General features: G+C 71.2%; 11 protein-coding genes. 7 read left to right on the top strand and 4 right to left on the bottom strand.

What is annotated here, in order from left to right; all coding sequences use genetic code 11:
- Positions 1-2: 2 nt before the first annotated feature.
- From WME90_RS10720 to WME90_RS10695, 6 genes are all read left to right on the top strand, one after another.
- Complete coding sequence (locus WME90_RS10720) at positions 3-1,487, top strand: NADH:flavin oxidoreductase (RefSeq protein WP_437280993.1); 1,485 nt, start codon at positions 3-5, stop codon at positions 1,485-1,487.
- Positions 1,487-3,187 (top strand): benzoate-CoA ligase family protein, encoded by a 1,701-nt coding sequence (locus WME90_RS10715; protein WP_437280992.1) that lies wholly within the window; start codon positions 1,487-1,489, stop codon positions 3,185-3,187. Before WME90_RS10720 ends, WME90_RS10715 begins: the two co-directional genes overlap by 1 nt.
- A gap of 2 nt (positions 3,188-3,189) precedes the next feature.
- Complete coding sequence (locus WME90_RS10710; protein ID WP_437280991.1) at positions 3,190-3,984, top strand: creatininase family protein; 795 nt, start codon at positions 3,190-3,192, stop codon at positions 3,982-3,984.
- A gap of 595 nt (positions 3,985-4,579) precedes the next feature.
- Complete coding sequence (locus WME90_RS10705; protein ID WP_437280990.1) at positions 4,580-6,400, top strand: SUMF1/EgtB/PvdO family nonheme iron enzyme; 1,821 nt, start codon at positions 4,580-4,582, stop codon at positions 6,398-6,400.
- Between the two features lie 219 nt (positions 6,401-6,619).
- Positions 6,620-8,539 carry a L,D-transpeptidase gene (locus WME90_RS10700; protein ID WP_437280989.1) on the top strand — a complete coding sequence of 640 codons (1,920 nt, stop codon included), beginning with the start codon at positions 6,620-6,622 and terminating at the stop codon, positions 8,537-8,539.
- A gap of 62 nt (positions 8,540-8,601) precedes the next feature.
- Positions 8,602-9,786: an acyl-CoA dehydrogenase family protein gene (locus WME90_RS10695; RefSeq protein WP_437280988.1), complete on the top strand. Its 1,185-nt coding sequence runs from the start codon at positions 8,602-8,604 to the stop codon at positions 9,784-9,786.
- Positions 9,787-9,950: 164 nt separating this feature from the next.
- Here WME90_RS10695 and WME90_RS10690 read toward each other — a convergent pair whose 3' ends face one another.
- Both WME90_RS10690 and rplC read right to left on the bottom strand, forming a co-directional pair.
- Entirely contained in the window at positions 9,951-10,568 is a 618-nt protein-coding gene (locus WME90_RS10690) for an SAM-dependent methyltransferase (protein ID WP_044968202.1), read from the bottom strand.
- Between the two features lie 68 nt (positions 10,569-10,636).
- Positions 10,637-11,338, bottom strand: coding sequence for a 50S ribosomal protein L3 (gene rplC / locus WME90_RS10685; protein WP_437280987.1), 702 nt, complete (start codon positions 11,336-11,338; stop codon positions 10,637-10,639).
- Between the two features lie 473 nt (positions 11,339-11,811).
- Between rplC and WME90_RS10680 the strand changes: the two genes are divergently transcribed.
- Positions 11,812-12,309: a hypothetical protein gene (locus tag WME90_RS10680; protein ID WP_437280986.1), complete on the top strand. Its 498-nt coding sequence runs from the start codon at positions 11,812-11,814 to the stop codon at positions 12,307-12,309.
- A gap of 45 nt (positions 12,310-12,354) precedes the next feature.
- On the opposite strand, the gene WME90_RS10675 is transcribed toward WME90_RS10680, so the two are convergent.
- Together WME90_RS10675 and WME90_RS10670 are read right to left on the bottom strand one after the other, a co-directional pair.
- A complete protein-coding gene (locus WME90_RS10675) occupies positions 12,355-12,741 on the bottom strand; it encodes a cupredoxin domain-containing protein (protein WP_437280985.1) in 387 nt (128 codons plus the stop codon).
- Positions 12,742-12,855: 114 nt separating this feature from the next.
- On the bottom strand, positions 12,856-13,602 hold the full coding sequence (locus WME90_RS10670) for a Bax inhibitor-1/YccA family protein (RefSeq protein WP_437280984.1): 747 nt from the start codon (positions 13,600-13,602) through the stop codon (positions 12,856-12,858).
- Positions 13,603-13,741: the final 139 nt, after the last annotated feature.

Raw genomic sequence — 13,741 nt, 5'->3', positions numbered from 1 at the left:
CGATGTGGAAGCCGCCGGAGAGGATCCGCCACGCGCTCCCCCGCGAGGAGCCCCCGACAGCGGGCGAGGCGGCGCGCGCGCGCCTCTTCTCGCCGCTCCGCCTCGCCTCGGGCCTCGAGCTCGCCGAGCGCTCGTGGGTGCCGGCGATGGTCCCGTGGCGCGCCACGGAGGACGGCGTCGTCACGCAAGACGTGCTCGACTGGTACGGCCGCTTCGCCGACGGCCAGCCCGGCGCCCTCGTGGTCGAGGCGACCGGGATCCGCGACGTGCCGAGCGGGCCGCTGCTCCGCGTCGGACACGATCGGTTCGTCCCCGGGCTCCAAGAGCTCGTCCGGACGGTCCGCGCGCGGAGCGCCGGCCGGACGCGCATCTTCCTCCAGCTCATCGACTTCCTCCGCATCCGCAGGCGCCCGCCGAAGGACAGGTTCCTGCGGGAGTTTTTGGAGATCACCGTCGCGCACCGGCGCGCCCTCTCCGAGGCGCTCGGGGAGCCGCCGCTCCGGGACGCGCCGGAGCGCGAGGTGCGCGAGAGGCTGCTCGCGCTCGACGACGAGCGGCTCGAGGCCGTGCTCGCGCCCCGCGAGCTCGAGGCGCTGCGCTTCGGCGAGCGGGAGCGCGTCACCGACGTCGAGCTCCCGCACATCCGCGACCTTCCGAGCGCGCTGCCGGGCCTCTTCGCCGCGGCCGCCGTGAGGGCGCGCGAGGCGGGCTTCGACGGGGTCGAGCTCCACTACGCGCACGCCTACACGATGGCCTCGTTCCTGTCCGCGCTGAACACCCGCTCGGACGGCTACGGGGGCGACCGCGAGCGCCGCGCCCGCCTCCCGCTCGAGGTCTACGCGGCGGTGCGCGCCGCCGTGTCCTCCCGCTTCACCGTGGGCTGCCGCTTCCTCTGCGATGACGTCATCGCGGGGGGCAACCGGGTCGACGACGCGGCGTTCTTCGCGCTCGCGTTCGCGCGCGCCGGCATGGACTTCCTCTCGCTGTCGACCGGCGGCAAGTTCGAGGACGCGAAGCAGCCCAAGGTCGGCGAGGCCGCGTACCCCTACACCGGCCCGAGCGGGTACGAGTGCATGCCGACCGCGCTCTCGGACGCGGCGGGGCCGTTCGGGCGGCAGGTGCCGAAGCAGGCGCAGATCCGGCGCGCCTTGCGCGAGGCCGGCCTCGGCACGCCGGTCGTCGTGGCGGGGGGGATCTGCACGTTCGCCCAGGCCGAGGCGATCCTCGCGCGCGGCGAGGCCGATCTCATCGGCGCGGCGCGGCAGACGCTGGCGGATCCCGACTGGTTCCTGAAGGTGCGGCTCGGGCGCGGCGGCGAGGTCCGCCGCTGCATCTATTCCAATTACTGCGAGGCGCTCGATCAGCGCCACCGACCCGTGACGTGCCAGCTCTGGGATCGCGAGGGGCTCGACGAGCCGGGTGTCGCGACCACCGGGGGAGGGAAGCGGCGGCTCACGGCGCCGCGATGGAGGCGAGAGGAGGCGTGATGATGACCGCACCGACGTTCCCCGAAGAGTTCAACCTCGCCGATTACTTCCTGTTCGATCGGCTGCGCGAGGGCCTGGGCGACAAGGTCGCGCTGCTCTTCGGCGATCAGCGGCACACCTACGCCGGTGTCGCCGAGAAGGTCCGGATGCTCCGGGCGCACCTCGCCGTCGAGGGCGTCGCGCTCGAGCAGCGGGTGCTCATCGTCCTTCACGACTCGCCCGCGTACGTCTGGGCCTTCTTCGCAGCGCTGAGCCACGGCGCGGTCGTGGCGATGGGCAACCCCGAGGCGCCCGCGGCCGACCTCGCGCACCTCGTCGAGTACACGCGGGCCGCGGCGGTCGTCACGATCCCGCGCGTGGCCGAGGCGATCCAGGGCGCGCTCGCGGCCGCGGACGTGCGGACCCTCGTGCTGGTGCCCGAGGTCGAGACCGGCGGCGATCTCGAGGCCGAGCTCCCGGTCTCGCCGGCCCTCGAGGCGCTGAAGGGCACCTCGCTCTGCGGCGCCCTCGCGCAAGGACGCGCGGCGCTCGCGGCGAAGCGCACCCCGACGGGCCCCCGCCCCACCCGGCGCGACGACATCGCCATCTGGCTGTTCACGTCCGGCTCGACCGGCCGGAGCAAGGCGGCCATGCACACGCACCGCGACTTCGCGTTCAACACCGAGCGCTACGCCAAGGCGACCGTCGGCTACCGCCAGGACGACGTCACGGTCTCGGTGCCGCGCCTCTTCTTCGGCTACGCCACGGGCACCAACCTGTTGTTCCCCTTCGCCCTCGGGGCGACGTCCGGCCTCTTCGTCGAGCGCCCGACGCCCGAGTCGCTCGCCCGGTACATCGAGCGCTACCGCCCGACGGTCGTCACAAACGTCCCGACGATGATGGGCAAGCTGCTCGATCACGACGACGCCCGCGCGGCGCGCGGCGAGCCGCGCCTCGACCTCTCCAGCGTCCGCTTCCACCTGTCCGCGGGCGAGGCGCTGCCGCCGGCGCTCCTCGAGCGCTTCCGCGCGCGGTTCCACGCCGACGTCTATGACGGCATCGGCTCCGCGGAGATGTTCCACATCTACTGCACGAACCGCCCTGGCGACGTGCGCCCAGGGTCGCTCGGCCGCGTCGTGGAGGGGTACACGATCAAGATCCTCCCCTCGGACGCTGCCGGGCCGGGCGCGCCAGAGCTCCCGCCCGGCGAGACCGGCGTCATGTGGGTGAAGGGCGACTCGGTCGCGCTCGGCTACTTCCAGGATCGCGACAAGAGCTGGAGCACCTTCCACGGCCACTGGTGCCGCACCGGCGATCTCTTCCGCATCGATGCCGAGGGCTACCTCTGGTTCAGCGGGCGCGCCGACGAGCTGCTCAAGGTGGGCGGCGTCTGGGTCGCGCCGGTCGAGGTGGAGGAGTGCCTCACCGAGCACCCGGCCGTCAGCCTCGCCGCCGTGATCGGCGCCGAGGAAGCTGGCCTCGTGAAGCCGAAGGCGTTCATCGTGGTCCGCGACGACGCGCGCGGCCGCGTGGCCACCGACGAGGGGAGGGCCGAGCTCGCCCGGGAGCTCAAGGACTTCGTGAAGGACCGGCTGAGCAAGCACAAGTACCCGCGCTGGGTCGCCTTCGTCGATGACGTCCCCAGGAACGACCGCGGCAAGGTCGACCGCAAGGCGCTCCGGCAGCGCGAGGCCGCCGGGGAGAACCCGGCGGGCCTGTAGCCATGCGGGCCGCGCCGCGCCTCGCAGAGCTCACGACGGAGGAGCTCGCCGCGCTCCTGTCGGCCGGCGCGCCGTGCGTCGCGCTGGTGCCCGTCGGGTCGGTCGAGCCTCACGGCCCGCACCTGCCGCTCGGCACGGACACGCTCATCGGCGAGGCGGCGGCCGAGCAGGCCGGCCGCCGGCTGTGGGAGCGCGGCGTCGCGGCGCTCCTCGCCCCGCCCGTCGGCTACGGCGTGACCGACTTCGCGGCGGGCTTCGCCGGCGCGATCTCGATCCCGGCGCCCGCGCTCACCGCCTTTCTGCGCGCCGTGGCCGAGGCCTACCTGTCGGCCGGCCTCGCGCACGTCTGCTTCATCAACAACCACCTCGAGCCGGACCACGACCGCGCCGTGCGCGCCGCCATCAGCGATCTGCCGCCGGGCCGCGCCTCCGTCGCGTGTCCGCTCGCGCGCCGCTGGGCGCGGACGCTCTCCGCGGAGTTCCGGAGCGGCGCCTGCCATGCGGGCCGTTACGAGACATCGCTCGTCCTCGCCGCGGCCTCCGCGCTCGTCCGGAGCGACATCGCCCGCGCCCTGCCGGACCTCGGCCTGAGCCTGTCGGAGGGGATCAAGGCAGGGCTGAAGAGCTTCCGCGCGCTGGGCATGGACGCCGCCTACACGGGCTCTCCGCGCGAAGCGTCCGAGGACGAAGGCCGCGCGTTGCTCGAGCTCCTCGCGACGATGATCGTCACCGAGGTCGAAGAAGGCCTCTCCGGCGCTGCCAGCCACGAGCCCGCGCCAGGAAAGCGCGACGGGTAGGTCGACAGGAGCTCGGGTAGCCAAAGGCAGACCTCTCTGCTCCGGTGCCATCCGTTCATGCACGGCTGAACTGCAGAATCCGCCATCTACCGGGACGAGCGCAGCGAGCTGAGGCGGAACGCTGGGACGCGGCGACGCCTGGACGACGGGATGCGCGAGCGGATGCTCGAACGCGCGACGCGCGACGCGCAACGTAAAACGTGAGCTGCATCGCAAAGACGTCCCACGGCGCTCGACAATCACCAAGGACTCGAGTGATAATGTTTAGTTTTGTTCAGACACCATAAGCAACATCAACAGATTTTTGACAACAAACCTCGATTCGTAATTGACGTATTCAAATCCAAGCCGTAAAACGGTATCGTTTTCCTCGCGCGCTGTTTGACGCCAGAACGATCCGACGGCTGACCTGATAAAGGTGATGCTTGACGGCGCGCATGTAGATGGTGGTTTTGGCGGGGGCGCTCTCTGGCGTTCCTGCGCGACGGCATCACACGCGGCCTCGCGGGCGGAGCTGGCCCGACGACGCGGATCGGAGAGCATCATGAGGAATCGAACGTTCATGAGAGGGTCTCGGCATCTGCTCCTAGCCTCTTTGGCGGCCGCCTCCGGCGCGGCGCTCGCCGGGTGCGTCGGCGCACCGGACGAAGGTGGCGAGCTGCTCGGTGAGGCGCAGCAGGCCGCGACGGTCTGTGTGACTCTCCAGCGCACCGGGACGACGGGCGTGGTCAGGGATGCCGTCATCAATTCGCTCTACCCGAAGTACACGCCCACCGGGGCCGACATGTACGCCGGTGAGAGCTCCGGCGCCCTGCTGCGTGGGCTGATCGCGTTCGATCTCTCGTCGATCCCTGCCGACGCCACCATCGTCTCGGCGGATCTCTCCCTCAACATGGGCGCCTCGGTCCCCGAGGTGATGCGCGCGCACCTGGTCACGAAGGCCTGGGACGAGAACACCGTGACGTGGGAGTCGCACTCGAGCGCCTTTGATCCCACGGTCCTGGGGACCCTCACGGCGAGCACGGGATACACCTACGTTTACCACACGCTCAGCCTTACCAGCACCGTGCAGAGCTGGGTGAATGGCAGCGTCACGAACAACGGCGTGTTCTTCGAGCAAACCGCGAATCGCACTCACATCAGAACGAGCGAGGCCGCGGCGGAGCGACGGCCGTATCTCCGCGTCTGCTACGATAGCGCCACGGGGGGCTCGGTCGCGGCGTCGAGCAGCTCCAGCGCCTCGACGACCTCCAGCTCTTCGACGACCTCCAGCGCCTCGACGACCTCCAGCGCCTCGACGACCTCCAGCGCCTCGACGACCACGACCACGACGTCGAGCTCCGCCGGCACGGGTGGCGCAGGCGGTGCTGGCGGAGCCGGCGGCGCAGGTGGCGCGGGCGGAGCCGGCGGCGGGGGCGGCGGCGGCGTGCCTGGCCTGCCGATCAGCTGCAACAGCAACACGCCAGGCGCAGGCGCCAATTGCGGCGTCGAGGGGAACGACAGCTGCTGCTCGACCCTCCCGGTCGAGGGCGGCACGTTCAACCGGCTCAACAACTCGGGCCTGCCGGCGACGGTCAGCAGCTTCTACCTCGACAAGTACACGGTCACGGTGGGGCGCTTCCGGAAGTTCATCGAGCAGACCGGCGGCCCGACGCAGGCCAATCCGCCGGCCGCCGGCGCGGGCGCACACCCGAAGATCGCGAACAGCGGCTGGGACCCGTCGTGGAACGCTCAGCTCACGGCCGACACGAACGCGCTCAAGTCGGCGCTCATCTGCGATCCTTATGGCTGGCCGACCTGGACGCCCACCGCGGATGGCGGCAAAGAGAAGAAGCCGATCGTCTGCGCGACGTGGTACGAGCTGTTCGCGTTCTGCGCGTGGGACGGCGGCCGACTGCCGACCCAGGCGGAGATGAACTACGCCTCTGCCGGCGGCAGCGAGCAGCGCCTCTTCCCGTGGGGCGGCACGGGCGTCGACAGCATCATCGGCGTCAACGCGGACGGCTCCTCGGATGTCACACGGTATGCCTCCTGGTGCTGCCAGGGCGACGGCACGGTCGCGGGTGATGGGACGAACCGCTGCCTGGGTGAGCCGTACCCGAGCAACTATCCCTGCGCGCACTCGGATATCACGGACGTCGGCAAGTTCCCTGCCGGCGCCGGGCGCTGGGGGCAGCTCGATCTGGCCGGCAACGCGTACAAGGCCACCCGTGACGGTTCGGATGTCTATCAGCTGCTGACGCCCTGCAACGATTGCTCGCGGCTCGACAACAGCTCGAACGCGCGCTTCATGCACGGCGGCAGCTTCCTGGCCGCCGGGTACAAGCAGACGACGACCTTTCAGGTTTCCTACGGGGGCAACCAGCGACGCTACTACATCAGCGCCATGTGCGCGCGCGACCTCCCCACGCCGTGACGTCGACCCAACCGGAGGACCGGCGAGGCGACCGCGCGCCGCTCGGGTGAAGCCGGCTGGCGCGGGTCAGCCGCGCACCTCCGGCCGAGGCGCCCGCCGGCCCTGCCGGGCCTCCAGGCGGGCGCCTCCTGCCGGCGAGACGCTCGCTCTCGTGCCCCGCTGCACGCCTGAACCCTCTTGAACTTGGCCCTCGCCCGCGCCTCCTGATACGCGCGCTCCATGCGCGTGAGAGGCGTCCTCCTCCTGCCGGCGATGGCGCTCGCGACGCTGAGCGTCAGCTGCCCGCGCCCTGCCTCCGAGCCAGCCGCGACGTCCCCGGCCCCCGCGCCCGCCTCCGCCGTGACCGCGCCGCTCGCCGAAGCCGCGCCCGCCGTCGCTCCCCCGGCGCCCTCCGCCGCCAGCGCGGAGGACGCCGCGCCGCCCAGCGCGGGCGACGCGGTGGCGCCGGGCGCCCTCGCCGCGGCGCCGGGCGGCGACCCGCTCGCCTTGCCGGCGCTGCCGCCGGAGCTCGTCGATGACGGCTCCGACAAGCTGCCCGAGATCGATCCGCCCCCGGCCACCACACCGACGGTGGCCGAGGAGGAGGTCCACGAGCTCGCGAGCATCGCCAGGGAGACGTGGGTCTTCGCCGAGCCGCGCTGGACCAGCCGGCGCATCGGGTACCTGCGCGCCGGTGCCGTGGTCGCGCGCCGACCGGAGCCGTCCGGCAGGACGTCCTGCGCCGACGGCTGGTACCGCATCGAGCCGAACGGGTACGTCTGCATCGGCGCCAGCGCGACGCTCAACATTCACGACCTTGCGGTCGAGGCATCGTCTCGCCGCCCGGTCCGTCGGTTCGCTTCGCCTGCCTTGCCGGCCATTCGCGGCGAGGCCGCGTCTGCCACGGCGCAGCCGGGCGAGACCGCACTTGCCGCAACGCAGCCGGGCGAGACCGCACTTGCCGCAACGCAGCCGGGCGAGACCGCACTTGCCGCAACGCAGCCGGGCGAGACCGCGCTTGCCGCAACGCAGCCGGGCGAGACCGCGCTTGCCGCGGCGCAGCCAAGCGACGCGACATCGCTGCTCGGCGGCCTGCCCTACACGTACGTGATGTCTCGCTCTCCCACCCCGCCGCTCTACGCGCGCCTGCCCGACGAGAACGAGCAGCGCGGCGCCGAGCCCGACCTCGTCGCGCACCTGCTCCGCGCCGCGACCGCCGCGCGTGCGCCGGACTTCGTCGCGCCTCCACCTCCGGACGCGACCCCCTCGGTCCTGCTCTACGGGCGGCCGGCGCCCGGGCTCGCCGGCGATCGCCGCTCTCCCGACACGCTCGTCCTGGGCCGCGCCCGGACGCGCTCCGGCTTCGCCCTGCTCTCGACCTTCGATCACGACGGACGCCGCTTCGGCCTGACCACCGACCTCGCCGTCCTGCCGCTCGACCGCACCCGCGTCATCCGTCCGAGCGCCTTCGTCGGGCTGGCGCTCCCGGAGGGCGTCACCTTGCCCGTGGCCTTCGCCAAGCGCCGCCACGCTGCGCGCCTCGTCCCGGGCGAGCGCGGCGGCGTCACCCGCGCCCCGCTCCGCTTCCGCGAGGCGATCCCGCTGTCCGGCGCCTCGAAGCGCGTCGGCGGGATCGACCACCTCGTGGCGCGGGACGGCTCGCTCGTCCGCGCCGACGACGTCGTGCGCGTCGACCCGCTCCCCAGGACCCCCGCGTGGGCGGTGCGCGGACGGAAGTGGATCGACGTCTCCATCGACAAGCAGAGCCTCGTCGCCTACGAGGGCGCCCGCCCGGTCTACGTGACCCTCGTCTCGACAGGGGCCGACGGCCTCGGTGACCCCAAGACGACGCGCTCTACCATCCAGGGGCTGTTTCGGATCCACACAAAGCACGTCACGGTGACGATGGACGGCGACGAGGAGGACGAGGATCCGTTCGACTTCCGCGACGTGCCTTTCGTCCAGTACTTCACCGAGGGCTTCGCGTTCCACGCCGCCTACTGGCACGACGATTTCGGCACCGCGCGCAGCCACGGTTGCGTGAACCTCTCGCCGCTCGACGCCGCCTGGCTGTTCGAGTGGACGACCCCCGAGGTGCCGGCCGACTGGCACGGCGCGCTCTCGCTACGGAAGGGCACGCTCGTCTCCATCCGCCCGTGAGCCGGCGGCCCGCCGGCGCTGCCCCTTCCGCGCCGCGCGAAGGCACGCTACACGCTCGCTCCATGGCCACCCAGGAGCCCCTCTCGCTCGATCAGCTCATGGCGATCGATCCGCTGCTCTCCGAGGAAGAGCGCATGATCCGCGATGCCGTCCGCCGCTTCGTGCGCGAGCGGTACCTGCCGCGCGGCGCGGACCTGTTCGCGCGCGAGGAGTTCGCGACCGACCTGATCCCCGAGATCGCCGCGCTCGGCCTGCTCGGGGGCTCGCTGACCGGCTACGGCTGCGCCGGAATGAACTCGGTCGCATACGGCCTCGCGCTGCAGGAGCTCGAATATGGCGACAGCGGCCTGCGCAGCTTCGTGAGCGTCCAGGGCTCGCTGGCGATGTATCCGATCTGGAAGTACGGCTCCGAGGCGCAGAAGCAGCGCTGGCTGCCCAAGATGGCGGCCGCCGAGCTGATCGGGTGCTTCGGCCTGACGGAGCCCGACAGCGGGTCGGATCCGAGCTCGATGAAGACCCGCGCCCGGAAGGACGGGAGCTCATACGTGCTGACGGGCACGAAGATGTGGATCACGAGCGCTCCGATCGCGGACCTCTGCGTCGTGTGGGCCAAGGTCGATGACGGAGGTGCCGAGTCGATCCGCGGCTTCGTCGTGGAGCGCGGGATGAAGGGGCTGGAGACGCCGCTCATCCACGGCAAGATGAGCCTGCGCGCGAGCCCGACCGGGGAGATCGTGCTGAGCGAGGTGCGCGTGCCCGAGGAGAACGTGCTGCCGGGCGTGGTCGGCCTGAAGGGCCCGCTCGGCTGCCTGACGCAGGCGCGCTTCGGCATCGCGTGGGGCGCGCTGGGCGCCGCGCGCGCCTGCTACGAGACGGCGGTCTCCTACGCGCGCGAGCGCGTCCAGTTCGGCCAGCCGATCGCGTCGCGGCAGCTCATCCAGTCGGAGCTCGTCGAGATGGCGACGGAGATCGCGAAGGGGCAGCTCATGGCGCTGCACTTCGGGCGGCTGAAGGACGCGGGCGGGATCAGCCCGGTGCAGGTCTCGCTGTGCAAGCGGAACAACGTGGGCTGGGCCCTCAAGATCGCGCGCACCGCGCGCAGCGTGCTCGGCGCGAACGGGATCCTCCTCGATTACCCCGTCATCCGGCACATGCTCAACCTGGAGAGCGTGTACACGTACGAGGGCACCGACGAGGTGCATTGCTTGATCCTCGGGAACGCGATCACGGGGCACAACGCGTTCTGAGGGGACGTCGGCGGGGGGTCAAAGAGGACTGACGACCGAGCACGCCAGGAGAAGCGAGAAAAGAGAGCCGAGGACACCTCTCCTATTGGCTCTTCTCTTCCCCTGTTGGCGTGCGAGGCGCGTGACCGCTCGACTCCCTGTCTCTCTCCGGCAGTGACAGGCGCCTATCCCGTCTTCCCCGCCGCCTTCCGCTTCAGCCCCACAAGGAAGATCTCCACGCTGCTCGCCCGCGTCCCCTCGGGCCGGATGCTCCGGACCTCCTCGCAGAGGTTCCGCAGCGCGTCCCGCGCCTTCACGAAGTCCTCGCTCATGAAGATCTTGCCGACGAACGCGCCGCCCGGCGCGAGCAGCGCCTCGGCCACGGCCACGGCGCGCATGAACAGCTCGTAGCTCCGGGCCTGATCGGCGATCTTGCTGCCGCTCGTCGCGGGCGCCATGTCCGACAGCACCACGTCGTACGGCGCGAACTGCGCGAGCGCCTCGTTCGTGAGCGACAGCGCGTCGCCCTGCACCACCGTCGCCTGCGGGCCGAACGCCGCCGTGATCGGCGACAGATCCACCGCGAGCAGCTTGCCCCCCGCGCCGATCCGCTGCGCCGCGTACATCGACCACGAGCCGGGCGCGGCGCCCAGGTCGAGAACACGCTGGCCGGGGCGGAGCAGCCGCACCCGCCGGTCGATCTCCTCGAGCTTGAAGACGCTGCGCGCAGGATAGCCCTGCGCCTTGGCCGCCTTCGTGAAGGCGTCAGGGCGCTTGTACGGGTTCTTCGGCTTCTGCGACACGGAGGGACTACCGTCTGCCTCCACCGGCGGGGCGCTCGCTCACGGAGCGGCCCCGCCAGCGGCCGGGATCAGCCGCCCTTCTTCTTGCCGGTCGGCTGCTGCACCGGCACGATCCCCTTGCCGCCGCGCTTCTTCACGGCGCCGCGGATCGTCACAAGCTGGTTCTTCGGGCCGGGGACCGGACCCTCGATGAGGATCAGGTTGTCCTCGGGGAGCAGCTTCGCGATCTTGAGGTTGAGCGCGCTCACCGTCTCGTCGCCGTAGTGGCCGGGCATCTTCAGGCCGGGCAGCGTGCGGCCGGGGGTCATGTTCGTACCGATCGAGCCGCCGTGGCGGAAGTACTCGTGCGTGCCGTGCGAGCTGACCGCGCCGGCGAAGCTCCACCGGCGGATGACGCCGCTGAAGCCGCGGCCGCGCGAGCGGCCCTGCGCGTCCACCCGCTGGCCCACCTCGAAGATCTCGTCGACCTTGAGCGTGCTCCCGACCTCGTACTTCGCCGCGTGCTCCGGGCTGCAGCGCAGCTCGCGCACGATCCGCTTCGGCGTCTGCCCCGACTTCTTGAACGCGCCGGCGACCGGCTTCGTCGTGTGCTTCTCCGCCCGCTCGCCCAGGCCGAGGATGAGGGCGCTGTAGCCGTCCTTCTCGAGCGTGCGCTTGCCGATGACGACGCAGCCCGCCTGCACGACCGTGCAGCGCAGGACCTCGCCCGTCTCGCTGAAGATCTGCGTCATGCCGATCTTCTTGCCGATGATGCCGGGATGCTGATTCATGATGTGATCGCCTTACTCGCTCCGTCTGGGGTGGCTGGGACAGGCTCCGCGCGGCGTGCCGCGAGAGCGATCCCCTCGGCGCGCCTCGTCACGAGCCGGTTCGGAGCGAAGAACCGGGGCGGCTTCCCGCCGGGCACGTTGGGGGGCGCAGAGCTTACTCACGGGGACCTCGAAGGGAAGCGAAAAGCAGCACCGTTCTTGTAATTCATACCACATAACATCGCACAACAACGCGTCGCGTCAGGACACATCGGGTCGCGTCGGCTCGCGTCGGCTCGCGTCGGCTCACGTCGGCTCACGTCTGGTTGCGTGGGCTTGCGCCGGCTCGCGTCCGGTCGCGTCTGTCGCGATCACGCCACGTCGCGCCCGTCGAGGTTGCTCGGACATTGTCCTTCTGGGCTGACATTTCCTGTCTCTCCCCGGCATCGCGGTTCGGGACAGCGGGCCTCACATTGTGCTGCTGGAGGTCATGGATGACAGACATCATCGCTCACGGTGAGCCGCGCGGCGTCGAGCGCCTCATGGATCGTTACTGGCTTCTGCTTCAGGGCGGAGCGCTCGGCGCCGCTGAGGAGAGCGCGAGCGCGGCCCGGACCCAGGTCGTCCGCGATGGCGAGTTCGTCGTGGTGAGCCTCGAGGCGACGGCGCTCGGCTGGCCCGAGGGGACGCTGCTCTTCAGGTTCAGGTCGGAGGTGGCCCCCTGCGCCGAGTGCGTGGAGCGCGCGGCCGCGCTCGCGCGCCACCGGACGAACGGCATGCTCGGCACGAGCGACGTCCACGAGATGCTCCGCTTCGCCATCGCCCGCTGCGCCGCGTCGGGCATCGACCTCGCCCACGCCGGCGCGCCGGCGGTGCGCCCGGGCGACGAGCCGGACAGCGCCGGGGAGCCCTCCTCGGGGCGGCGCCGCGCGGCGCGGGACGCGGGCGGCGGCGCGAAGCGCTACGACGCCGAGCTCTGGCTCATGCTCTGACCGGGCGCGCGCCGCGCGTGCGCGGCGACGACGGGCGCGGCCGCGTCACGAGCCGACCACGTTGATTGTCGCCTTGACCATCGCCATCCAGCACTGAAGCACCATCTTCCCCTCCTTCTGCGGGGTGACGGCCACCTCGACCGGCGTGTTCAGCGGCAGGTCCTTCTCGATCTTCAGATCGGGAATCGCGATCGCCTTCAGACACTCGCTCTTCGTCGTCCGCGTGAACCGCAGCACCACGGGCTCTCCCTTCTTCAGCTCGATCGTCGACGGGGAGAAGCCGCTGTCGTTCACGGCGATGTCGACGCGCTTGACGTTCGCCGGCGCGGCGAGCTCGGCGGCCGCCACCGACGGCACCTCCTCGGCGGGCTTGCTGCAGGCGAGCGATGACAGGGAGAGGGCAAGCGCGGCGACGAGGAGCTGGAGACTCATGGTCAGCGCGTTCTTACCCGGCGCAAATGGCGCGTCAAGCCGCCCTCCTGCCGTCCGCCCCGGGCGAGGGGCCCGGGGACGGTCACGCGCAGAGGCGCGCGGCCGGTCGGCCCGTCAACCGGCGCGGCCCGAGAGGATGTGCAGAATCGAGGAGAAGAGGTTGATGAAGTTGAGGTAGAGGTCGAGCGCGCCGCCTACGGGGTCCTCTTCGCTCGAGCGGAGCAGGCGCGACGTGTTGTAGAGGACGTATCCCCCGAACACGAGCACGGACACGCTGGAGATCGCGAGGCCGAGGAGCGTGCTCCCGAGCAGGGCGTTGAGCAGCATCGCGCCGAGCACGACCATCGCGCCCATCACCAGCCCGCTGGCGAGGAACGACAGGTCCTCCTTCGAGAGGAAGACACCCAGCGTGAGGCTCCCGAACGTGAGGACCGTCAGGATGAAGGCGTCCCGCACCGGGGCCGACGACAGGGTGCCGCCGAGGCCCGCCGACGCGGAGGCCATGTAGAGCGCAGGCGCCGTGGTGACGCCGAGGACGGCCGCCATCCCGAAGAGCGCGATGACGTTGACCCCGGGGATGTTGCGCAGCGCGCGGGCGCCGAACATCACGCCGAACACGACGCCCATCGAGAGGATCGGGTGAGCCGCGAAGAGCTCGACGAGCGGCGGCATCGCGCTCACCCGAGCCCCCTCCTCCACGTCCGGCGCCCCGATGTACAGCGCGCACATGGCGCCCAGGGCGGAGACGACGAGGCTCGCCGTGAAGAGCCCGTAGACCTTCTTGAGAAAGTCGATCCGCAGCGCCATCGTCGGGCTGGCCGATACGCTCGCCCCGAGGGGACTCGCCTGGCGTGAGTTCATTTGCTGCGCTCCTCCTTCAGGGCGATTCGCCGCGGCTGCACGAGCCCCTAGTCGTGCACCATTCATCAGGGACGTGCAACACCGTCACGGCGAAGGCCGCGGGCGTCTGCTGCTCGCGAAAAATCACGCTCCAGCGGCA

The sequence above is a fragment of the Sorangium sp. So ce375 genome, from assembly GCF_051473855.1.
Classification (GTDB): domain Bacteria; phylum Myxococcota_A; class Polyangia; order Polyangiales; family Polyangiaceae; genus Sorangium.
This window is presented reverse-complemented; position numbering and strand designations above follow the sequence as displayed.